The organism is Serratia sp. TSO36, from assembly GCF_057808395.1.
The window spans coordinates 1-22,096 of the sequence record NZ_JBJZOU010000010.1 but is presented as its reverse complement, the minus strand read 5'-3'; the positions used below and the strand labels follow the sequence as shown (position 1 = coordinate 22,096).

The window sequence follows — 22,096 nt, the reverse complement described above, 5'->3', positions numbered from 1 at the left end:
CCCTTTCCCTTTCACCTTCTTATAGTCAGCACCAGGGAGGCGGCTATGCAGGCACGCTCGGCATCTGAAATCGATCATCGTTACCGCGCGCTGCGCCCGCGACTGCTGCTGTACATGGTCATCGGGTACGCCGCCTTTTACCTGACGCGCAAAAGCGTGAATTACGTGCTGCCGGCGCTGCAAACGGATTTGGGGCTGGATAAAGGGGACATCGGCCTGCTCGGCTCGCTGTTTTACCTGAGCTACGGCCTGTCGAAATTCGCCGCCGGGCTGTGGCACGACGGCCACGGGCAGCGCAAGTTTATGGGGATCGGCCTGTGCGCCACCGGCTTGCTGAACGTGGCGTTCGCCTTCGGCGAATCGTTGACGCTGCTGCTGGCGGTCTGGGCGCTGAACGGCTTCTTTCAGGGCTGGGGCTGGCCACCCTGCGCGCGGCTGCTGACCCACTGGTATTCGCGCAACGAGCGCGGCTTCTGGTGGGGCTGCTGGAATATGTCGATCAACCTCGGCGGCGCGATCGTGCCGCTGATCAGCGCCTTCGCCGCCCAGCGCTGGGGCTGGCAGGCGGCGATGCTGATCCCGGGCGCCGTCAGCATGGTGTTGGGCATCTGGCTCACGCGGCGGCTGACGGGCACGCCGCAGGAAGAAGGCCTGCCATCGGTCGGCCAGTGGCGCCACGATCCGCTGGAGCTGCGCCAGGAACAGCAAAGTCCGCCGATGGGGCTGTGGCAGATGTTGCGCACCACGATGCTGAAGAACCCGATGATCTGGCTGCTCGGCGTCTCTTACGTACTGGTCTACCTGATCCGCATCGCGTTGAACGACTGGGGCAATCTCTGGCTGACGGAAAGCCACGGCGTCAACCTGCTCAGCGCCAACGCCACGGTGATGCTGTTCGAGGTAGGCGGCCTGCTCGGCGCGCTGTTCGCCGGCTGGGGCTCGGATTTGCTGTTCGGCGGGCAGCGCGCGCCGATGATTTTGCTGTTCACGCTCGGGCTGATGGTTTCCGTCGCCGCGCTGTGGCTGGCGCCGGTGCATCACTACGCGCTGCTGGCGGGCTGTTTCTTTACGGTGGGCTTTTTTGTCTTCGGCCCGCAGATGCTGATTGGCCTCGCCGCCGTGGAATGCGGGCACAAAGGCGCAGCGGGCTCCATCACCGGTTTTCTCGGCCTGTTCGCCTACCTGGGGGCCGCGCTGGCGGGCTGGCCGCTGTCGCAGATCATCGAAGGCTACGGCTGGTCAGGCATGTTCAGTTTGCTGTCGATCGCCGCCGTTCTTATGGGTTTATTGCTGATGCCGCTGCTGATGGCAAGCGTCACCACCTCTACCGAGAGAAGGATAAAACAATGAAAAAAACCTTAGTCACTACCCTGATAGCTTCCGGCATCGCGCTGGCCACGCTGAGCGGCGCCGCGCACGCCAAGGGCCGCCTGGTGGTCTACTGCAGCGCCACCAATGAAATGTGCGAAGCGGAGACCAAAGCCTTCGGCGAGAAATATGACGTGAAAACCTCGTTCATCCGCAACGGCTCCGGCAGCACGCTGGCGAAAGTGGACGCCGAGAAGAAAAACCCGCAGGCGGACGTCTGGTACGGCGGCACGCTCGATCCGCAATCCCAGGCCGGTGAAATGGGGCTGCTGCAGCCCTACAAATCGCCAAACCTCGAACAGGTGATGCCACAATTCCGCGATCCGGCGAAGCTGAAAGGCCACTACTCCTCGGCGGTCTACGTCGGCATTCTCGGCTTCGGCGTCAATACCCAGCGCCTGAAAGAGAAAAACCTGCCGGTGCCCAAGTGCTGGAAAGACCTGACCAAGCCGGAATACAAAGGTGAGATTCAAATCGCCGATCCGCAGAGCTCCGGCACCGCCTACACCGCGCTGGCGACCTTTGCCCAGCTGTGGGGAGACGATCAGGCGTTCGATTACCTCAAGCAGCTGAACGCCAACGTCTCGCAGTACACCAAGTCCGGCATTGCCCCGGCGCGCAACGCCGCCCGCGGTGAAACGGCGATCGGCATCGGTTTCCTGCATGACTACTCGCTCGAGAAAGAACAGGGCGCGCCGCTTGAACTGATCTCGCCTTGTGAAGGCACCGGCTACGAAATCGGCGGCGTCAGCATCCTCAAAGGCGCACGCAACCTCGACAACGCCAAGCTGTTCGTGGATTGGGTGCTGTCGAAAGAGGCGCAGGAACTGGCATGGCAGAAAGGCAAGTCCTATCAGATCCTGACCAATACCACCGCCGCTACCTCGCCGAACTCGCTGAAGCTCGACGATCTGAAACTGATCAACTACGACATGGACAAATACGGCTCGACCGAGGTCCGCAAGGCGCTGATCAACAAATGGGTCAGCGAAGTCAAGATGGGTAAATAAACCCGCATTCTGCGCCTGTTGCCGGGTAAGCCTCACGCCTTACCCGGCCTGAACATCCGGGAAACTTATGTCACATACACATGCTCTCCATCTCGTGAAAAAACGAGATGCGATATTCCTTTGGGTCTTGCTTGGCTGGCTGGCGTTCGCCCTGCTGCCGAGCTGGAGCCTGAATTACGGCCTGCTGGAGTCCACCGGCGATGAAATCCTCGCGGCCTACGGCTGGTCACACCGCAATGTCAGCTGGCTATGGTGCCTGTTGCCGAGCCTGCTGCTGCTTCGCCCTTACGCCCCAGCGGGTGGTGAACGGCGGCGGCGCCACGCGTTCGATGCCGGCTGGGCGCTGCTGTGCATGGCCTTTATCGTCGTCAGCGCCACGGTGGCGGGGCGCGGTTTAGGCTACGCCACCCTGGTGCAATTGACCGCGCTGGGCGCCATCATGACGCTGGCGCTGACCCGCCTCGAATGGCTGGGCGGCGACCGTTTCGTTATCGGTGCGCTGGTCACCATCGTGGCGCTGATCGGCGTTTTCATCGTCTGGCCGAGCATCGCGATTTTCATTCCGATGTTCACCGACCAGACGGGTGCGTTCGCGCCGCTGGCGTTTATGAACGTGCTGTCGCAGGCGCATATCGTTCAGGTGATCCTCAACTCCATCGCCCTGTCGATCGCGGTGGGCGCCGGCTGCACCTTCTTCGGCCTGGTGCTGGCGATTTACACCACCCGCATCGCCAGGCGCAGCGCCATTATCGGCCGCATCTTCTCCATCCTGCCCATCGTCACGCCGCCGTTCGTCGTCGGCCTGGGCGTCACGCTGATGATGGGGCGCTCCGGCTACGTCACCGAGTGGATGGTGGCCTGGTTTGGCCTGACCAACACCAACTGGCTGTACGGCTTTACCGGCATCTGGCTGGCGCAGGTGCTGGCGTTCACCCCGATGGCGTTCATGATCCTCGACGGCGCGATCAAGACCATTCATCCTTCGCTGGAAGAAGCCTCCTACACCCTGCGCGCCAGCCGCTGGCAAACCTTTAACGGCGTGTTCGTGCCGCTGCTGAAACCGGCGCTGGCCAACGCGTTTCTGATCGTGGTGGTGCAATCGCTGGCCGACTTCAGCAACCCGCTGGTGCTCGGCGGCAACTTCGACGTGCTGGCGACGCAAATCTATTTCTACATCACCGGCTCGCAGCTCGACTATCAGGCCGCCAGCACCCTCGGCGCCTTCCTGTTGCTGTTCTCGCTGCTGGTGTTCTGCATCCAGTACCTGTGGATCGGCAAGCGTTCCTACGTCACCGTGTCCGGCAAATCCTATCGCGGCGACGTACAGCCGCTGCCGGTCACGCTGGTGTGGGGCGTGATCGCGTTGCTGGCGGTGTGGGTAGCCTTTAACGCCCTGCTCTACGGCAGCATTTTCTACGGCAGCTTCACCGTCAACTGGGGGGTGGATTACACGCTGACGCTGGATAACTTCATCAAGCTGTTCGGCCAGGGCATGAGCGACGGCGCGTGGCCTTCGCTGCTCGACACGCTGCTGTACGCCGGGATCGCCGCGCCGATCACCGCCGCGTTCGGCCTGCTGATCGCCTGGATCGTGGTGCGCCAGCAGTTCAAGGGCAAAAAGACCATCGAGTTCACCACCATGCTGTGCTTTGCGGTGCCGGGCACCGTGGCCGGCGTCTCTTACATTCTCGCCTTCAACAGTGCGCCGGTGTACCTCACCGGGACGGCCGCCATCGTGATTATCTCGATGGTGATGCGCAACGTGCCGGTGGGCATTCGCGCCGGGATCGCCGGGCTGGGCCAGATAGACAAATCGCTGGACGAAGCCTCGCTCAGCCTGCGCGCCGGCTCGCTGCGCACCATCACGCACATCCTGCTGCCGCTGCTGCGCCCGGCGATCCTGTCGGCGCTGATCTACAGCTTCGTGCGCGCCATCACCACCGTCAGCGCCATCGTCTTCCTGGTCACCCCCGATACCCGCGTGGCCACCGCATACATCCTCAACCGCGTGGAAGACGGCGAATACGGGGTGGCGATCGCCTACGGTTCAATTCTGATCGTGGTGATGCTGGCGATTATTTTCCTCTTTGACTGGCTGATCGGCGAGGCACGCATCTCCCGTTCAAAAGCCAAAAACCAGGCGTAATGGAGCCCATGATGAGCCAGAAAAATTTCGTTGAACTGCGCAACGTCTCCAAACGGTTCGGCAGCAACACGGTGATCGATAACATCGCGCTCACCATCCCTCGGGGGCAGATGGTGACGCTGCTCGGCCCTTCCGGCTGCGGCAAGACCACCATTTTGCGCCTGGTCGCCGGGCTGGAGAAACCGAGCGACGGGCAGATATTCATTGATGGCGAAGACGTCACCCATCGTTCCATCCAGCAGCGTGACATCTGCATGGTGTTCCAGTCTTATGCCCTGTTCCCGCACATGTCGCTGGGGGAAAACGTCGGCTATGGCCTGAAGATGCTCGGCATTCCGCGCGCCGAAGTGAAAGCGCGCGTGCAGGAAGCGCTGGCGATGGTGGATCTGGCGGGGTTCGACGATCGCTATGTCGATCAGATCTCCGGCGGCCAACAGCAGCGCGTGGCGCTGGCGCGCGCGCTGATCCTCAAGCCGAAAGTGCTGCTGTTCGACGAGCCGTTGAGCAACCTCGACGCCAACCTGCGCCGCAGCATGCGCGAAAAGATCCGCGAGCTGCAAAAGCAGTTTGATATCACGTCGCTGTACGTCACCCACGATCAGAGCGAGGCTTTCGCGGTCTCAGACACCGTGCTGGTGATGAACAAGGGGCATATCATGCAGATAGGCTCGCCGCAGGATCTCTATCGGCAGCCGGCGTCGCGCTTTATGGCGAGCTTCATGGGGGACGCCAACCTGTTCCCGGCCGGCTTCAGCGCGGACTATGTCGATATCAGCGGCTATCGCCTGCCGCGCCCGGCGCACTTTGCTACCGAAGGCGCCGGCACGGTGGGCGTGCGGCCGGAAGCGATCACGCTGAGCGAGCACGGCGAGGAAAGCCAGCGCTGCGTGATCCAGCATGTCGCCTACATGGGGCCGCAGTATGAAGTGACGGTGGCGTGGCATGGGCAGCAAATTTTGCTGCAGGTTAACGCCACTCGCCTGCAGCCGAACGTCGGCGAACATTATTATCTGGAAATTCACCCCTACGGCATGTTTATGCTGGCGGACGCGGCATAATAAGCATCACTCTTAAGCGTTAGAATAACGGCCATTCCGCATGGAATGGCCGGAAATAACCGTCTAAAAAACCGTATTTATCTATTTTTACAATTCCATCCAAGTCCTTGTTCAATCGAAAAATAAATACAGCCGCATTCACTCAAAAATAACCACCAGGGCCGACAAGGGTGATATTTTTATTTAGATAGGGTAAGCTTAATCCCGCAGTCGAAATTATTTAACGGCCAACTCAAGGAGAAATTCATGAGCAACAATGCAAACGCACAGGCGCAGCTGGATAATTTACGCAACGTCGCTTCCCAGCTGAAGGAAATGCGCCACTATGCGCAGTCGAATACCGAGACGCTCTCCGCACACTGGCTGGCCTTCGATCAGGGGGAATGCAAAAATAAGGCATTCGCCGAAGCCATTAACGACCTGTTGAATAAACAGGGCGCCTGTCTGGAAGGGCTGGAAAAAACCATTCAGGATATCGAGATAGAATTGAACCGTCTCGACAAAGCCGCCTGATAATACCGATTTAAATAAACCCGCCGCGTGCGGGTTTATTTTTAGCTGCGGCAGATGACGCGCGCAATATCCCCCGAGGTCGTCAGCGCGCGTATTTCGCTGAACAGTTCGGTGGCTTCGTCATATTCCTTGCGCAAATAGCCCAGCCACTGTTTGATACGCGCCACGTGATACAGGCCGGTGTCGCCCTGCTTTTCCAGATGGACGTATTTTTGCAGCAGCTCAACCACCTGCGGCCAGGGCATACGCGGTTCGTTGTACTTCACCACCCGGCTCAGGTTCGGCACGTTGAGCGCGCCGCGCCCCAGCATGATGGCGTCGCAGCCGGTCGTCTGCAGGCAATCCTGCGCGCTCCGGTAATCCCAGATCTCGCCGTTGGCGATCACCGGAATGCTCAGCCGCTGACGGATCTCGCCGATCGCCGCCCAGTTGATGCGATCCGCCTTGTAGCCGTCCTCTTTGGTGCGGCCATGCACCGTCAGCTCGCTGGCGCCCGCCTGCTGCACCGCATCGGCGATTTCAAAACTGCGGTTGGAGGAGTCCCAACCCAAACGCACCTTCACCGTGACCGGCAGATGGGCCGGCACCGCCGCGCGCATCGCTTTGGCGCCCTGGTAGATCAATTCCGGATCTTTGAGCAGCGTCGCCCCGCCGCCGCTGCCGTTCACCAGCTTGGATGGGCAGCCGCAGTTGAGATCGACGCCGTAAGAGCCCAGCTCCACCGCGCGCGCAGCGTTCTCCGCCAGCCACTGCGGGTGCTGCCCCAGCAGCTGTACGCGCACCAGCGTGCCCGACGGCGTGCGGCTGGCGTGGCGCAGTTCCGGGCACAGCCGGTAGAACGACTTGGCCGGCAGCAGCTGATCGACCACGCGCAAAAATTCGGTGATGCACAGATCGTAGTCGTTCACCCCGGTGAGCAACTCACGCACCAAAGAATCGAGAACGCCCTCCATCGGAGCCAATAATACGCGCATGACCAATCCCAGCTAAAAAAAGACCCGCAATGATACGGGTGAATGCCCGCGCCAGACAAGCCTCTGCGGGCATTAAAAGCGCCGTCAGCCCAGCCGGCGGATCGGTTGGCCGGCGAGGAACGCCGCAATATCCTCGACCGCCTCGGTGAAGTAGGCGCGGTAGTTGTCGTCCGCCACATAACCCACATGCGGCGTCGCCAGCACGTTGGGCAGCTGACGAAACGCATCGTCGGCCGGCAGCGGCTCCGTCTCGAACACGTCCAGCCCGGCGCCGGCGATCTTCCGCTGTTGCAGCACGTCCACCAACGCCGCCCGATCGACGATCGCCGCACGCGAGGTGTTGATCAGGTAAGCGGTGGGCTTCATCGCCATCAATTCGTCACGCCCCACCAGCCCGCGGCTGCGATCGCTCAGCACCAGGTGGATAGAGACAAAATCGCTCTGCTCGAACAGTGCCCGTTTGGACGGCGCCAGTTCAGCCCCCTCCTGCGCCGCCCTTTCCGCCGTCAGGTTCTGGCTCCAGGCCAGCACCCGCATGCCGAACGCCTGCGCTACCCGGGCCATCTGGCCGCCGATCTTGCCCAGCCCCAGCAGCCCCAGCGTTTTGCCCTGCAGGGTGACGCCGAGATCCCGCTGCCACGGGCCATTGTTTTTCAGCCCGACGCTTTCCGGCACGATATGCTTCGCCAACCCGAGCAGCAGCGCCCAGGTCAGCTCCATCGGCGCCGCCGACCCGCTGCTGGTGCCGCACACCACCACGCCGCGCTCGGCGGCGGCGGCCAAATCGATAGCGGCGTTGCGCATGCCGGAGGTGATCAGCAGCTTCAGCTTCGGCAGCCGCGCCAGCAGCGAGGCGGTCATCGGCGTGCGCTCGCGCATGATGACCAGAATGTCGCACTCCTGCAGATGCACCGCCAGCTCCGCCTCATCGGTAAAGTGCGCGCTGATGGCGGACACCTCCACCCGCTCGGCCAGCGCCGACCAGTCCGCCATCTTGAGCGCCACCTGCTGGTAATCATCGAGAATTGCGCACTTCAATTTCATCTCCGTCTCCTGGAATGTAGGGGTAGCCACCGTCCAGCCTAGTACGAAAATGCCTTTCCGCCAGGCAAAAAAAAGCCGCCCGTATCGGCGGCTTACTCTTAGAGCAATCAGGCTTATTCGGCCGGTTTGCGATTGCGCGGGCGGCGCGAAGGCGCGCCGGAACGGCGCTGGCCGTCACCCTGCGGGCGGGCGTTACCGTTGCCGTTGCCGCGGTTTTCACGCTGGCCGCCGTTCGCGTTACTGCTGCGCTGACCGCCGCCGTTACCGGAACGCTGGCCACCGCCGTTGCCGCGCGGCGCACCGCGCCCGCCACCCTGGCGGCCGTTGATGATCGGCTCGGCCTTGATAGTCGGATCCGGCTCGTAGCCCGGCAGTGCGATGCGTGGAATTTCACGCTTCAGCAGACGCTCGATGTCGCGCAGCAGCTTGTGCTCGTCCACGCACACCAGCGAGATAGCTTCGCCGGTGCGCTCCGCGCGGCCGGTACGGCCGATACGGTGCACGTAGTCTTCCGGCACGTTAGGCAGCTCGTAGTTCACCACGTGCGGCAGTTGGTCGATATCCAGACCGCGCGCCGCGATGTCGGTGGCCACCAGCACGCGGATGCGGCCGTCTTTGAAGTCCGCCAGCGCACGGGTACGGGCGCCCTGGCTCTTGTTGCCGTGGATCGCCGCGGCGGTGATGCCGTCTTTGTTCAGCTGCTCCGCCAGGTGGTTGGCGCCGTGCTTGGTGCGGGTAAACACCAGCACCTGTTTCCAGTCGCCTTCGCCGATCATCTGCGACAGCAGTTCCCGCTTACGCTTCTTGTCGACGAAGTGCACGCTCTGCTCAATCTGCTCGGACGCGGTGTTGCGGCGCGCCACTTCTACCGAAGCCGGGTTGTGCAGCAGCTTGTTGGCCAGCGCCTTGATGTCGTCGGAGAAGGTGGCGGAGAACAGCAGGTTCTGACGCTTGGCCGGCAGCTTGGCCAGCACGCGGCGGATGTCGTGGATAAAGCCCATGTCCAGCATGCGGTCCGCTTCGTCCAGCACCAGAATTTCGATTTTGGACAGGTCAACCGCGTTCTGATGTTCCAGATCCAACAGACGGCCCGGCGTCGCCACCAGGATATCGACGCCGCCGCGCAGCTTCATCATCTGCGGGTTGATGCTCACGCCGCCAAACACCACCAGCGAACGCAGGCGCAGGTGTTTGCTGTAGGCATCGACGTTTTCGCCGATCTGCGCCGCCAGCTCACGGGTTGGCGTCAGGATCAGCGCGCGCACCGGGCGACGGCCCTTGACCGGATGGTCATGCTTGCTCAGCAGCTGCAACAGCGGCAGGGTAAAACCGGCGGTTTTACCGGTGCCGGTCTGGGCGCTGGCCATCAGGTCACGACCTTCCAGCACGACAGGAATAGCCTGACGCTGAATTGGCGTCGGTTCGCGATAGCCCTGTTCTTCAACAGCGCGCACAATTTCAGCACTTAAGCCGAGGGTTTCAAATGACATAAAGAGAAAAACTCCAGATCCCCCCTAACCTAACGGTGTTCGGTGCAGTTTCCTGGGAGGATGATCAGACGGGGCATTAAGCATGACCACGAGGGATTGGCACAAACTGCAGTGCACCAGGCGGCGATTGTAACAGAAGTCGCGCAATAAAAAGCACTTTTACGCACCCAGAGCACAATCTGCCGTAAATTCAGCATTGTCTGAAGCCGATCACATAACGCATTGTGATTGGCGGTTGCATTTTAAACAATCTGGCATAAAGTTAATCATATGATTGATTAACTTCGAGCGTGACCCATGCCAGCTTCCGTACCTCATCAGGCCGCCGGCCGGGCGCGCGGCGAGCAAGCGCGCCGGCAGCTGCTCGCCGCGGCGACCGACCTGTTCGGCGAATATGGCCTGCAGGGCGCCACCACCCGCGATATCGCCCAGCGCGCCGGCCAGAACATCGCCGCCATCACCTACTACTTCAGCTCCAAAGAGGGGCTGTACCTGGCCGTGGCGCAGTCGCTCGCCGATTTCATCCAGCAGGCGTTCGCCCCGCTGGCCGAAGAGGTCGATCACTTCTGGCAACAGCCCGTCGCGCAGCGCTCACCCGACGCGGCGCTGCATTTGCTGCAGCGTGGCCTGCTGGCCTTCAGCGAACTGATGACCCAGCCGCACACGCTGAACCTGAGCAAAATCATGTCGCGCGAACAGCTCGCCCCGACCGACGCCTACCCGCTGATCCACAGCCAGGTGATCGCGCCGATGCACGAGCGGCTGTGCCGCCTGCTGGCGGCCGCCACCGGCATCGACGAACGCACCCCCCGCCTCGTGCTGCATACCCATGCGCTGATCGGCGAGGTACTGTCGTTCCGCGTGGCGCGCGAAACCATCCGCCGCCAGGCCGGCTGGCAAGAGATTGGCGAGGGCGAAGCGGCGCAAATCGCGGCGGTGCTGAGCGAGCATATCGAGATTCTGGTTGTTGGGCTGCGCCAACGTCATGGCGCGTAAATTCAGGCAGGGAGTGTTATGAACAAAAAACGCAGTGCCTTGATCGTGTTGTTAATTCTGCTGATCGCGGCCGCCGCTTACGGGGTATGGCATTACCAACAGCAGCAAGATAAGCCGCTAACGCTGTACGGCAACGTCGACATCCGCACGGTGAACCTCGGCTTTCGCGTCGATGGCCGCCTGGCGTCGCTGACGGTGGATGAAGGCGATGCCGTTCAGCCGGGCCAGCTACTCGGTAAGCTGGACGACGCCCCCTACCGCAACGCGCTGCAGCAGGCCGAAGCCAACGTCGGCAGCGCGCGCGCCAAGCTGTCGCTGCTGCAGGCCGGCTACCGCAGCGAAGAGATCGCCCAGGTACGGTCGGAAATGGCGCAGCGTCAGTCCGCCTTCGCCTACGCCGACAGCTTCCTGAAACGCCAGCAGGGGCTGTGGGCGAAAAACGCCACCTCCGCCGACACGCTGGAAGATGCGCGCACCGCCCGCAATCAGGCGCAGGCCAACCTGCAGGCGGCGAAGGACAAGCTGTCGCAATACCGCAGCGGCAACCGTCCGCAAGAAATCGAACAGGCCAAGGCCGACGTGGCGCAGAGCGAGGCGGCGCTGGCGCAGGCACAGTTGAACCTGCAAGACGCCACGCTGGTTTCCCCTTCCGCCGGCACGGTGCTGACCCGCGCGGTGGAGCCGGGCACCATGCTCGGCGCCGGCGGCACGGTCTTCACCCTGTCGCTGACCCGGCCGGTGTGGGTGCGCGCCTACGTCAACGAAACCAGCCTGAGCCAGGCGGTGCCCGGCACCGAACTGGAGATCTACACCGACGGCCGCCCCGGCAAGCCTTATCACGGCAAGATCGGCTTCGTCTCGCCGACCGCGGAATTCACGCCGAAAAGCGTTGAAACGCCGGATCTGCGCACCGATCTGGTGTACCGCCTGCGGGTGATCGTCACCGACGCCGATGACGCGCTGCGCCAGGGCATGCCGGTCACCCTGCGCTTCGCCAAACCCTGAGGCCGGCCATGGAACAGGCGCACACTATTGAGCTGGAAGGGCTGGAGAAGCGCTTCCCGTCGCTTGAGAAACCGGCGGTCGCCAGCCTGACCACCACCCTGCGCAGCGGCGCGGTGATCGGGCTGGTCGGCCCGGACGGCGCCGGCAAAACCACCCTGCTGCGCATGCTGGCCGGGCTGCTGCAGCCCAGCAGCGGCAAACTGCGGGTCGCCGGGCTGGATCCGATCGCGCAGGATCGTCAACTGCACGCGATCCTCGGTTACATGCCGCAGAAGTTCGGGCTGTATGAGGATCTGACGGTGATGGAGAACCTGACGCTGTACGCCGATCTGCGCGGCGTCACCGGCGATCTTCGCCGCCAGACCTTCGAGCGGCTGTTGAAATTCACCGATCTGACCCGCTTTACCGAGCGCCTGGCGGGCAAGCTGTCCGGCGGTATGAAGCAGAAACTCGGCCTGGCCTGCACGCTGGTGGGCGAACCTCAGGTGCTGTTGCTGGATGAGCCGGGCGTCGGCGTTGATCCGATCTCGCGCCGCGAGCTGTGGCGCATGGTGCACGAATTGGCCAACGACGGCATGCTGATCCTGTGGAGCACCTCTTATCTCGATGAGGCCGAACAGTGCCGCGAAGTGCTGCTGCTCAACGAGGGCGAGCTGCTGTTCAGCGGCGCGCCGCAGGCGCTGACCCGCCGTATGGCCGGGCGCACGGTGTTGATCGCCGCGCCCCCCGGCAGCCATCGGTCGCTGCTGCAGCGGGCGATCTGCCTGCCGGCGGTCACCGACGGGGTGATCCAGGGCAAGTATCTGCGCCTGATCCTGAAGGAAGGCGAAGATCACCGGCAGCTGTTGCAAGCGCTGGATCTGCCGGACGCCGAACTGGACGAAGCGGATCCGCGCTTCGAGGATGCGTTTATCGATCTGCTCGGCGGCGGCCCCAACCACCGCTCGGCGCTGGCGGAGATCATGCCGACCGTCAACGGCGCAAGCGGTGAAACGGTGATCGAAGCGGTGCAACTGACCAAAAAATTCGGCAACTTCGCCGCTACCGATCACGTTGATTTCCAGGTGCGGCGCGGCGAAATTTTCGGCCTGCTCGGGCCGAACGGCGCCGGCAAGTCCACCACCTTCAAAATGATGTGCGGCCTGCTGATCCCCTCCAGCGGTAAAGCGCTGGTGCTGGGGATGGATCTCAAGACCAGCTCCGGCCAGGCGCGCCAGCGCCTCGGCTACATGGCGCAAAAATTCTCGCTGTACGGCAACCTGACGGTGGCGCAAAACCTGAAGTTCTTCTCCGGCGTCTACGGCCTGGGCGGCAAGGCGCAGCGCGACAAAATCGACGAGATGTCCCGCGCCTTCAACTTCGCGCCGATCCTCGATCAGACGCCGGACGCGCTGCCGCTCGGCTTCAAACAGCGCCTGGCGCTGGCCTGCGCGCTGATGCACGAACCGGATATCCTGTTCCTCGACGAACCGACTTCCGGCGTCGATCCGCTGACGCGGCGCGAGTTCTGGTTGCACATCAACGGCATGGTCGACAAGGGCGTCACGGTGATGGTGACCACCCACTTTATGGACGAGGCGGAGTACTGCGACCGCATCGGCCTAGTGTACCGCGGCAAGATCATCGCCGCCGGCACGCCGGACGATCTCAAACAGCAGGTGGCGCGCGACGACAATCCCAACCCCTCGATGGAGCAGGCGTTTATCGAGCTGGTGCAGGGCTACGACGAGGAGGAATCACGGTGAGCGATAACCGCACCCCAATCGACGACGGCGGCTTCTCCTGGCGCCGGCTGCGCGCGCTGTGCCTGAAGGAAACGCGGCAGATACTGCGCGATCCCAGCAGCGGCCTGATCGCCTTCGTCATCCCGCTGATGCTGCTGTTTATCTTCGGCTACGGCATCAACCTGGACTCCAGCAAGCTGCATCTGGGCATTCTGATGGAGCAGCAGAGCGAAGACGCGCGCGATCTGGCCCACGCCTTCGCCGGTTCGCCCTATATCGAACCAACCATCAGCGACAACCGTCAACGGCTGATCCAGCAGATGCAGGCCGGCACGATCCGCGGCCTGGTGGTGATCCCGGTGGATTTCGACCAGCGCATGGCGCGCCCGCACGACAGCGCCCCGATCCAGGTGATCACCGACGGCAGCGAGCCGAACACCGCCAACTTCGTGCAGGGTTACGCCCAGGGCGTATGGCAAGTTTGGCAGCAGCAGCGCGCCGCCGATCGGGGTAACAGCGACAAGCCGCTGATTGACGTGCAGATGCGCTACTGGTTCAACCCGGCGGCCATCAGCCGGCACTACATCATTCCCGGCGCCATCACCATCATCATGACGGTGATCGGCGCCATCCTCACCTCGCTGGTGATCGCCCGCGAATGGGAGCGCGGCACCATGGAGGCCCTGCTGTCCACCCAGGTGACGCGCAGCGAGCTGCTGCTCTCCAAGCTGATCCCTTATTACTTCCTCGGCATGGCCGCCATGGCGCTGTGCATGGCGGTGGCGGTCTGGGTGCTCGGCGTGCCCTATCGCGGCTCGCTGCTGATCCTGCTGCTGATCAGCAGCCTGTTCCTCGCCAGCACCCTCGGCATGGGCCTGCTGATCTCCACCCTCACCCGCAATCAGTTCAATGCGGCGATGGTGGCGCTGAACGCCGCCTTCCTGCCGTCGATCATGCTGTCCGGCTTCATCTTCCAGATCGACAGCATGCCGGCCATCGTGCGCGCGGTGACCTACATCATTCCGGCGCGCTACTTCGTCAGCACGCTGCAAACGCTGTTCCTGGCGGGCAACGTCGGCACCGTGCTGCTGATCAATCTGCTGTTCCTGATCGCTTCCGCAGTGGTGTTCATCGGCCTGACGGCCTGGAAAACCCAGCGCCGGCTGGATTGAGGAGAAAAGCGATGTTTCATCGTCTGTTGACGCTCATCATCAAGGAAATGCAGGCGCTGCTGCGCGATCCGCAAACCCGCGCCATTTTAATCATGCCGGTGATCCTGCAGGTGCTGCTGTTCCCGTTCGCCGCGACGCTGGAAGTCACCAACGCCACCATCGCGGTCTACAGCGAGGACAGCGGCCAGGCCTCGGTAGAGCTGACCCAGCGCTTCGCCAAGGCCAAGGCCTTTCAACACGTGCTGCTGCTGCGCAGCCCGCAGGAGATAAAGACCACCATCGATAACCAGCGGGCGCTGCTGCTGATCCGCTTCCCGGCGCAGTTCTCGCGCGATATCGCCACCGGCAACACCGCGCCGCTGCAGCTGCTGCTCGACGGGCGCAACTCCAACAGCGCGCAGATCGCCGCCAACTATGTGCAGCAGATCGTGCAGGAATATCAGAACGAGCTGCTCGGCAACCGCGCCAAACCCAACAACAGCGAGCTGGTGGTGCGCAACTGGTATAACCCGAATCTGGACTACAAATGGTTCGTGGTGCCGTCGCTGATCGCCATGATCACCACCATCGGCGTGCTGATCGTCACCTCGCTGTCGGTGGCGCGCGAACGCGAACAGGGCACGCTGGAACAGCTGCTGGTCTCGCCGCTCACCACCTGGCAGATCTTTATCGGCAAGGCGGTGCCGGCGCTGATCGTCGCCAGCTTCCAGGCCAGCATCGTGCTGCTGATCGGCATCTTCCTGTACCAGATCCCGTTCGCCGGATCGCTGCTGCTCTTCTATGCCACCATGCTGATCTACGGGCTGTCGCTGGTCGGTTTCGGCCTGCTGATCTCGTCGCTGTGCGCCACTCAGCAGCAGGCGTTCATCGGCGTGTTCGTGTTCATGATGCCGGCGATCCTGCTCTCGGGTTACGTCTCGCCGGTGGAGAATATGCCGGTGTGGCTGCAGGATCTGACCTGGGTCAACCCAATACGCCACTTCACCGACATCACCAAGCAGATCTACCTGAAGGATGCCAGCTTCGACATCATCTGGCACAGCCTGTGGCCGCTGCTGGTGATCACCGCCACCACCGGCAGCGCCGCCTACGCGCTGTTCCGCCGCAAAATCGCATAAAAAGGTTCATAACGCTTTACCGGGAAACGCTGCTTTGATTTTCAAAAAGAAGTAATCGTTATCCCGGTATCCCTAGGCCATTCTTTTTATCGCCTTAATTTTATTATTTATCCCTTCCAGAACGCTGGTACTCCGACGATGCGTGGGACTCACGAATATGCCATTGGCATAACTTCTCAGCTTATTGGCAAACTGCTGTTTGAAGGGGTATGCTCGCTACAGCTTGATTTAACGATCTGTGGCGGCTCACGTCTGAGAGAAACTAATCAAGATATTGATCAAATTATCGATGTAAATAAGGTATTTTTATACTGAATGTTCTTGAAAGACAAAGCATAAATAATCTATAAAAAACAATAGTGAAAATGATGGAGATCCAAGTGAAAAAAGAGATTCTTGCCGTCCCGGGTATGTCTCCATCCCCCTTGTTCAAAAGGACGTATAAAGCCGTTCAAGATATTGATGAAAAATTAACCAAATTGATTCGTAGATGGCGATTCCTCCATGCAGGACCACCTATGAAAGTTACTGCATATGATGGAGCAGAAATCTGCTATCAAGGTGTAGCATTTAAAGGTTCTCCCGTTCAGGTTTTTTGGAATGGATTTATCGAACCTTACATTGAAAATTACTCAATAAATGTATTTGAGCAGACCTCAGCGTTAGCAATCGAATGCCAATATTCAACAGAGGAATCCATTGAAGAAGCTAAAATAATATTACTGGTGATGGTTCGTAGGCTTTACCATGAAATGGCCGAAACAGATAGAATATTAAGAGGGGATGGGTTTTCATTTCCACAAAAGAAAGATGTTAGCGGTCATATTGAAAGTATGTCTCAAAAGATTATAGAACATGCAGAAATTGAGAAGTTAAAAAAGCCACTGGCGAACCAGAATATATTCAATATAGAGACTGTAAATAGCAAATATGCGCAATTTGGCACAAGTAATAACATCAGTATTCAAGAGTTAAGTGACTTTTTCGGAATGATTGCTTCTTCGGGTGAGGATGAGATTATTGTTCTCTCGAAAATACTTCTGAGTAGCGCCCACTCAAGAAACTTACTAAGTAAAGAAAAATATGATTTTTTAATATCTATTTTTAAAAAGTAGCTTATGCTCATATTTATAAATCAGCAAACCTAATCAAAAAACAGAAATCTAAAGGAGTAACATGATGGATTTTGATGCTATGACATACCCTGAAACTTTTAAAATCGCTGGAGCTGAATATAAAGGCCTACGGAATTCAGCTGAAAAAAAAGTGCTAATCCCTTACACTGAAGAGCCCAACATTAGCATTGGCGATAAAATAACTCAAAAACTAGGAAAGGGCGAAATATCTTTAAAAGTACTTGATATGTCATTCTTACCTGGAGGTACACTTAATGTTGATACCAATCACCCACACATGCTTACATTAAAGGTTGAGAATTTAACTGCCAATGAGCAAAAAACCAAGCAATCTAGCCAAAATATATTCAACATAGGAAGCGTATCAGGCTCACAAGTTCAAATCGGTGAACGTAACCATCTTATTGTAAATATCAGCATAACTGAACTTGTTGAAAAAGTATCTCAATCACAAGACCCTCAGGCAAAATCTTTACTTAAGGATTTGCTAAATAATAGCACTGTAGCTAGTCTCGTTGGTGCTGGCGCATCAACCTTATTAGCTATGCTTTGAAGAAGTGGCCTGGCAAAAACCGGGCCAAATGTATCATCTCTCACTCATCTATTTTGGAGATAGTGGCATTTTTTCTCTATAGGCCCGCAGGGGTTCAATCAAAGCATCAAGCTGCTCTTTGTTTGTTGCAAGAGTTTCATCTGATAGAGAACGACAAGCAAAGTCATGATGGTCTAACCAGAACAGTGATCTTACCCAGCAATAGTTGTCATACGAATAAATGAGTAAGCTCTAAATCAGAGGTGACTCACATGACAAAACCCGTATCAAGCAGTAAGAAAAGCACGCTCCTCGAGTCATTTGAGTACTTTACCCCTAGCTTTTTCATAAGAATCTTCCGGCGTTTTCTCTGTTTTACATGGCTTACTACTCAGCCCCTGCGGATCCAACCACATCAGCGAGTTCTCCGCATACAGATAAAAATTCAGCCCACCGTGCCCCCTACAGGATCCTGTGTGGTAAAACGTCCCACCTCAGGTTCTGCATTATCGTCCTGATATTGCCCGGCATAGCGCAGGCCACCGTCTGGCTCTGCATCTCGTACAGCTCAGACCAACACTATCAAAAACTCAGGTATTAATAAGAAACACATCCGCTACTTTTTTAGGCCCTTCGTAAATTTCGAATTTATCATGCTGAACCATACGCTCTTTAGGTGCAGATTCCATAAGAAAATCTACAGTTCCCAACGAAAACGTCTTGCCATTTTCAGACTTGGATTCCTCTAGCTCAAAAACAACGCTCCAGGCATTATTTTGCCACTCCTTGTCCTCAGGGAATCGAGATACTGCATAATACTTTCCTGCTGGAGGGACCGTTTTTCTCCCGCCCATATGTTCAGGAGTCCAATCAACCTTTACGAGATTCATAACACACTCTCCATTAGATACTCAACACCCACGCTTAGCTTTAATTTCTTTGCTCCAAGTAACCTTAGCGTGATTATTCAAATCAACAACTTCAGCATACCTCGCAGGTCCTATTCCATCTAGGTGAGGGTCAATATGCATTTTACTTGCCACGTTGTCGGGCACATCAATTTGTACGACTCTAAAAACATCGCCCCCATGCCCCATTTTGTTACCCCACGTAACTGCATCTTTATAAGACTCAGCGAACCATTTCCCCTCCATCGTTCCTTGGCCTGCTTTCCACCCCTCATTCATCAAACTATTGTACTCATCGAGACTCATGCCTCGGTAAAGTACTTTCAACCCCAGCGGATCCACCCACATCAGTGGGTTCGGCGCATACTGATACAGGTTCAACCCACCGCGCAACCCTATAGGATCCTGCGTGGTGAAACGCCCCACCTCGGGTTCGTAGTAGCGGAACAGGTTGTAGTGCAGGCCGCTTTCGTCGTCCTGATATTGCCCGGCGTAGCGCAGCGGCTGCTGATATTGCGCGCCCTGCCGCTTCGCCGCACCGGCCACCGTCTGGCCCTGCAGCTTGCCGAAGGTGTCGTATTGCCCGGACCAGCACAGGTTGCCCGCTGCGTCGGTCACTTCCAGCGGCGCGCTGTTCAGATCGGTGTGATACCAGTAAATATCTGCCGAGTGGCTATCACCCGCCTGCTCCAGCGCCGCCAGCGGGCTCCACGGGCTGGCCGGATCGTAGCTCCAGCTGCGGCGGCTGCCGTCGTCGCGCTGCTCCTGCAACAACCGGTAACCCTGCCACAGGAAACGAGTCGTCTGTTCGGTTTTGCCCTTATAGCGCACCGCCTTGCGGCTGCGGCGGCCCAGCGCGTCGTAATGATACTGCGCCTCGAACTCGCCCTGCGGGCCGCGGCCATGCGCCTGCACCAGCCGATTGTCAGCGTCGTAGCGGTAGTGCTGTTCATACAGGCCGTTGCGCCGGCTGATCAGGTTGCCCCAGGCGTCGTAACGGTAAAACAGTTTTTGCCAGTGCGTCAGCCGGTTATCGGCGATCGGCGCCAGCGGCAGGTGCGCGTCGATGTCGCTCTGCGGGCTGCGCTCGCCCAGCAGGTTATCCGCCAGATCGTACACCAGCCGCGCGCCCGGTTTGCCCTGATTGGGCTCGCGGTGTTGCAGCAAGCGGCCTTCGGCGTCGTAACCGTAGTGCACTTCGCCGCGCAGCGCGTCGCTCACCCCGGCGAGCTCGCCGCGGCCGGTATAGCGATAAGCGCGCCACAGCACGCCGTCTTCCGGCCGGGTCAGTTTGTCGTGGCCGAAGGCGCTGCTCTGCCAGCTGCGGCGGCCCATGGCGTCGTAACGCCGCTGCTGCTGCAGCGCGCCCTGGCTGCGGCCGGTTTCCCGGTGCAGGCGATCGCGGGTGAATTCGCTCACCACCTGCTGGTTGAATTTAATGGCGCTGGCGTGGCCGGAGCCGTAATACAACCACTGCAGGCGATCGCCCTGCGGCAGCGTCAGCGCCTGCAGGTTGGCCAACGCATCCCACTGGTATTGCAGCTCGCCGTTCACGCCCTGCTCGCCGAGCAGCCGCCCGGCGGCGTCATAGCGCATCTGCACGCTGTCCGGCTCGATGCCCAGCGCCGCGCCGCTCGCCGTCGGCAGGCGGTTCAGCTCGCGCAGCCGCCCCATGGCGTCGAAGCGGTAATGCCATTCCGCGCTGGCGTTGCCGCGCCAGACCAGCTGCCCCGCCTCGTCGAAGCGGAAGCGCTGTTCGCGCTGCGTCAGCTCGCCCGCGCTGCCCGGCAGGCCGACCTCGCGGTGCTCCTCCAGCAGCCCGGCCGCGCCGTAGCGATAATAGTGGCGGGTGTCGTCCGGGCGCTCTTCGGCCAGCACGCGGCCCACCGCATCGTAGCTGAAGCGGTAGTCGCCGCCGTTGCCGTTCTCCAGCCGCGTCAGCCAGCCCTGCGGGCTGTAGTGATAGCGCCGGGTGCGGTTAATGCGGTCGGTGATGCTGACCGGCAGCCCCAGGGCGTTGTACTGCCAGCGGGTCAGGCTGCCCAGCGCGTCCTGATGCTCGGCCAGCTGGCCGTGCGCATTCCAGTTAAAGCGCTCTTCGCCGCCGTCCGGCTGGATGAGGGTGTGCAGGCGCCCGCCGTTATCCCACCGGTAGCGCGTCTGGTGGCCTTCGGCATCGGTCTGCGCCGTCAGTTGCCCCAGCGCATCGTAGGTATAAGCCGTCACGCTGCCGGAACAGTCGGTGTAGCGCGTCAGCTGGCCGCGGGCGTCCCACTCCAGCTTCACTTCCCCGCCCAGCGCGTCGATCACGCCGGCCGGCAGGCTCTCTTCGTCATCCGGATAGCGGTACAGCGTGGCATTGCCCAGCGCATCGACATAGCGCGTCGGGCGCCCCAGCGTATCCCAGTGCTGCGCCTCGCTGCTGCCGTCCGGGTACGCGACGGCGAACAGCCGGCCGCTGTTGCGCGAATATTGATAGCGCGTCACGCGGCCGAGCGGATCGGTCTCCGACAGCAGGCGGCCGTAAGGATCCCATTCGCTCTGGCGCTGCGCGCCGCCGGGCAGCAGCACGCTGCACAGTTCGCCGCGTTGGTAGATAAAACCGTAGCGGCGCTGGTCGAAGTCGGTGTACTGCGCCACGTTGTCGTCGTCATCCAGCCGCCACTCCGCGCGCTTGCCGTCGCCGCGCACCGCGCTGCGGCGCCCACCGGCGAAGTCATAACCGAACTCCAGCGATTCTCCGGCGCTGTTGCGGTAGGCCGTCACGCGCGGCACGCCGTCAATCTCTTGCCATTGGTATTCGTTCAGCAGCCCGGCGGCGTCCTGGTGGCTGATCATCAGGCCGTCGCGCCAGCCGAAGCGGCGCGTTACCTCACCGGCACGGTTGCTCACCGTCGTCAGTTGGCCCTGCTCATCGTAATCGTAGCGCGCCAGCGTCCGTTCGCCTTCGGCGGTTTGCAGCGCCACTTCGCGCAGGCGGCCCTGCGCATAGCGGCACATCAGGCGCTGCCCGGCGCTGTCCACCAGTTCGCTCAGCAGCCCCTCGTCATCGTAAAACAGCGAGGTGGCGTTGCCGATGGCGTCGGTGATCATACTGAGCCGGCTCGGCTGGTCGCCCGCCAGCGGCGGGTAGTGGAAAATCTGTTCGCCGACGTCAAACAGCTGCCAGCTACCGTCGTCGTTGTGCATCAGCCAGCATTTTTCGGCTTCGCAGTAGGTTTTGTAGCCGCGCGGCACCCTGGGGAAAGCGACGAAGTCACCGGAAGGCGCGCGCCACACCAGGCCGTCCTGATACGGCTGCAGGCTGCTCTCCCAGAATAGGTTCCAGCCGCGGCCCAGTACGCCGTCGCCGGGGTTGCCGCTGCGCCAATAGCGCTGCCAGGCGACCGGCAGGCGCGAAGGCAGCACGAAATCAAGATCGTCTTCGCCGTCGAGGAATTTCTGGCCGCTGACGATATCCACCGGCCGGGCGATAATGCCGACGGCGGCGGTGGCGGTCATCAGGGTGCCGGCGCGGCAGGCGATGCGCGCCAGCTTGTTGATGCCGGGCAGCTTGCCCAGCAGTTTACCCAGCGCCCCCAGCTTGCCGGCGGCGCCGCCCACGCCGCCCACCAGGCCGGCGAACAGCAGCGTCAGGTCAGAGACCTTGTACAGCCAATCCGGCACTTCGGGCTTGATCGGCAAGGTGGTGACGGTGCCGCCGCCGATAAACACGTTGGGCGAGCCTTCCATCACCTGCGCGTCGCAGTTGGTTTTGTCCCCCACGCGCGAGGCAGGCTGGCCGTTGATGCTGACCTTGTCGGAGCCCTGCGCCATCTGCATGCTCGGGCCGTCGTCGCTGCAGGCCACCTGGCTGTGGGTGGCGAGCGCGGCGGGTTTGCCGTTGATGAAGACGTTGGGGG

At 60.4% G+C, this 22,096-nt stretch carries 17 protein-coding genes and 2 pseudogenes; 12 read left to right on the top strand and 7 right to left on the bottom strand.

Going from position 1 to position 22,096, the window contains the following annotated elements:
• Window positions 1-21: 21 nt before the first annotated feature.
• From uhpC to ACK3CV_RS07095, 5 genes are all read left to right on the top strand, one after another.
• A complete protein-coding gene (uhpC, locus tag ACK3CV_RS07115) occupies window positions 22-1,350 on the top strand; it encodes an MFS transporter family glucose-6-phosphate receptor UhpC (protein WP_275430306.1) in 1,329 nt (442 codons plus the stop codon).
• Complete coding sequence (locus ACK3CV_RS07110; protein WP_103773767.1) at window positions 1,347-2,378, top strand: ABC transporter substrate-binding protein; 1,032 nt, start codon at window positions 1,347-1,349, stop codon at window positions 2,376-2,378. The genes uhpC and ACK3CV_RS07110 overlap by 4 nt, the downstream gene beginning before the upstream one ends.
• 67 nt (window positions 2,379-2,445) lie before the next feature.
• The gene (locus ACK3CV_RS07105) at window positions 2,446-4,524 is read left to right on the top strand and encodes an ABC transporter permease (protein ID WP_164141969.1); all 2,079 of its coding nucleotides are present in this window, start codon (window positions 2,446-2,448) and stop codon (window positions 4,522-4,524) included.
• Window positions 4,525-4,535: 11 nt separating this feature from the next.
• Window positions 4,536-5,582 (top strand): ferric ABC transporter ATP-binding protein, encoded by a 1,047-nt coding sequence (gene fbpC, locus ACK3CV_RS07100; RefSeq protein WP_033653496.1) that lies wholly within the window; start codon window positions 4,536-4,538, stop codon window positions 5,580-5,582.
• Between the two features lie 246 nt (window positions 5,583-5,828).
• Window positions 5,829-6,095: a hypothetical protein gene (locus tag ACK3CV_RS07095; protein ID WP_049201133.1), complete on the top strand. Its 267-nt coding sequence runs from the start codon at window positions 5,829-5,831 to the stop codon at window positions 6,093-6,095.
• Window positions 6,096-6,136: 41 nt separating this feature from the next.
• Here the strand turns inward: ACK3CV_RS07095 and dusC are convergent, their stop codons facing one another.
• The 3 genes from dusC to rhlE form a co-directional block, all read right to left on the bottom strand.
• Window positions 6,137-7,069, bottom strand: coding sequence for a tRNA dihydrouridine(16) synthase DusC (gene dusC, locus ACK3CV_RS07090; RefSeq protein WP_164141966.1), 933 nt, complete (start codon window positions 7,067-7,069; stop codon window positions 6,137-6,139).
• A gap of 84 nt (window positions 7,070-7,153) precedes the next feature.
• On the bottom strand, window positions 7,154-8,113 hold the full coding sequence (locus tag ACK3CV_RS07085; RefSeq protein ID WP_164141964.1) for a D-2-hydroxyacid dehydrogenase family protein: 960 nt from the start codon (window positions 8,111-8,113) through the stop codon (window positions 7,154-7,156).
• 113 nt (window positions 8,114-8,226) lie between these two features.
• Window positions 8,227-9,603: an ATP-dependent RNA helicase RhlE gene (gene rhlE / locus ACK3CV_RS07080; RefSeq protein WP_164141963.1), complete on the bottom strand. Its 1,377-nt coding sequence runs from the start codon at window positions 9,601-9,603 to the stop codon at window positions 8,227-8,229.
• Between the two features lie 297 nt (window positions 9,604-9,900).
• Here rhlE and ACK3CV_RS07075 point away from each other — a divergent pair, with 297 nt between their 5' ends.
• Genes ACK3CV_RS07075 through ACK3CV_RS07055 form a run of 5 tightly spaced genes read left to right on the top strand, consistent with a single transcriptional unit; the run spans window position 9,901 to window position 15,618 of the window.
• Window positions 9,901-10,599, top strand: a complete 699-nt coding sequence (locus ACK3CV_RS07075; RefSeq protein ID WP_164141961.1) for a CerR family C-terminal domain-containing protein — start codon at window positions 9,901-9,903, stop codon at window positions 10,597-10,599.
• Between the two features lie 18 nt (window positions 10,600-10,617).
• Window positions 10,618-11,604, top strand: coding sequence for a secretion protein HlyD (hlyD, locus tag ACK3CV_RS07070; RefSeq protein ID WP_489009819.1), 987 nt, complete (start codon window positions 10,618-10,620; stop codon window positions 11,602-11,604).
• Between the two features lie 8 nt (window positions 11,605-11,612).
• Complete coding sequence (locus tag ACK3CV_RS07065) at window positions 11,613-13,349, top strand: ATP-binding cassette domain-containing protein (RefSeq protein ID WP_164141959.1); 1,737 nt, start codon at window positions 11,613-11,615, stop codon at window positions 13,347-13,349.
• On the top strand, window positions 13,346-14,500 hold the full coding sequence (locus tag ACK3CV_RS07060; RefSeq protein ID WP_033637510.1) for an ABC transporter permease: 1,155 nt from the start codon (window positions 13,346-13,348) through the stop codon (window positions 14,498-14,500). The genes ACK3CV_RS07065 and ACK3CV_RS07060 overlap by 4 nt, the downstream gene beginning before the upstream one ends.
• Before the next feature lie 11 nt (window positions 14,501-14,511).
• The gene (locus ACK3CV_RS07055; RefSeq protein ID WP_033637509.1) at window positions 14,512-15,618 is read left to right on the top strand and encodes an ABC transporter permease; all 1,107 of its coding nucleotides are present in this window, start codon (window positions 14,512-14,514) and stop codon (window positions 15,616-15,618) included.
• Between the two features lie 6 nt (window positions 15,619-15,624).
• Here ACK3CV_RS07055 and ACK3CV_RS07050 read toward each other — a convergent pair.
• Window positions 15,625-15,816 (bottom strand): annotated as a pseudogene (locus ACK3CV_RS07050) (transposase); the annotation flags it as partial.
• Between the two features lie 182 nt (window positions 15,817-15,998).
• Between ACK3CV_RS07050 and ACK3CV_RS07045 the strand changes: the two are divergent.
• Together ACK3CV_RS07045 and ACK3CV_RS07040 are read left to right on the top strand one after the other, a co-directional pair.
• Window positions 15,999-16,733, top strand: a complete 735-nt coding sequence (locus ACK3CV_RS07045) for a hypothetical protein (RefSeq protein ID WP_239504673.1) — start codon at window positions 15,999-16,001, stop codon at window positions 16,731-16,733.
• A gap of 64 nt (window positions 16,734-16,797) precedes the next feature.
• Window positions 16,798-17,307 (top strand): hypothetical protein, encoded by a 510-nt coding sequence (locus ACK3CV_RS07040; protein ID WP_086581046.1) that lies wholly within the window; start codon window positions 16,798-16,800, stop codon window positions 17,305-17,307.
• 368 nt (window positions 17,308-17,675) lie between these two features.
• Here ACK3CV_RS07040 and ACK3CV_RS07035 read toward each other — a convergent pair.
• The 3 genes and pseudogenes from ACK3CV_RS07035 to ACK3CV_RS07025 form a co-directional block, all read right to left on the bottom strand.
• Window positions 17,676-17,824: pseudogene (locus ACK3CV_RS07035) on the bottom strand (RHS repeat-associated core domain-containing protein); the annotation flags it as partial.
• A gap of 52 nt (window positions 17,825-17,876) precedes the next feature.
• Window positions 17,877-18,176 carry a hypothetical protein gene (locus ACK3CV_RS07030; protein ID WP_060428927.1) on the bottom strand — a complete coding sequence of 100 codons (300 nt, stop codon included), beginning with the start codon at window positions 18,174-18,176 and terminating at the stop codon, window positions 17,877-17,879.
• Window positions 18,177-18,197: 21 nt separating this feature from the next.
• Window positions 18,198-22,096, bottom strand: a 3,899-nt coding sequence (locus tag ACK3CV_RS07025; protein ID WP_489009818.1) for an RHS repeat-associated core domain-containing protein, incomplete at its 5' end; no start/stop codon positions are given.

Excerpts from the sequence above, each read along its gene's own strand:
- rhlE (WP_164141963.1), bottom strand. The coding sequence starts at position 9,603 with ATGTCATTTGAAACCCTCGGCTTAAGTGCTGAAATTGTGCGCGCTGTT.
- ACK3CV_RS07065 (WP_164141959.1), top strand. The coding sequence starts at position 11,613 with ATGGAACAGGCGCACACTATTGAGCTGGAAGGGCTGGAGAAGCGCTTC.
- ACK3CV_RS07030 (WP_060428927.1), bottom strand. The coding sequence starts at position 18,176 with ATGAATCTCGTAAAGGTTGATTGGACTCCTGAACATATGGGCGGGAGA.
- hlyD (WP_489009819.1), top strand. The coding sequence starts at position 10,618 with ATGAACAAAAAACGCAGTGCCTTGATCGTGTTGTTAATTCTGCTGATC.
- fbpC (WP_033653496.1), top strand. The coding sequence starts at position 4,536 with ATGAGCCAGAAAAATTTCGTTGAACTGCGCAACGTCTCCAAACGGTTC.
- ACK3CV_RS07095 (WP_049201133.1), top strand. The coding sequence starts at position 5,829 with ATGAGCAACAATGCAAACGCACAGGCGCAGCTGGATAATTTACGCAAC.
- ACK3CV_RS07110 (WP_103773767.1), top strand. The coding sequence starts at position 1,347 with ATGAAAAAAACCTTAGTCACTACCCTGATAGCTTCCGGCATCGCGCTG.
- ACK3CV_RS07055 (WP_033637509.1), top strand. The coding sequence starts at position 14,512 with ATGTTTCATCGTCTGTTGACGCTCATCATCAAGGAAATGCAGGCGCTG.
- ACK3CV_RS07075 (WP_164141961.1), top strand. The coding sequence starts at position 9,901 with ATGCCAGCTTCCGTACCTCATCAGGCCGCCGGCCGGGCGCGCGGCGAG.
- dusC (WP_164141966.1), bottom strand. The coding sequence starts at position 7,069 with ATGCGCGTATTATTGGCTCCGATGGAGGGCGTTCTCGATTCTTTGGTG.
- ACK3CV_RS07085 (WP_164141964.1), bottom strand. The coding sequence starts at position 8,113 with ATGAAATTGAAGTGCGCAATTCTCGATGATTACCAGCAGGTGGCGCTC.
- ACK3CV_RS07105 (WP_164141969.1), top strand. The coding sequence starts at position 2,446 with ATGTCACATACACATGCTCTCCATCTCGTGAAAAAACGAGATGCGATA.
- ACK3CV_RS07040 (WP_086581046.1), top strand. The coding sequence starts at position 16,798 with ATGGATTTTGATGCTATGACATACCCTGAAACTTTTAAAATCGCTGGA.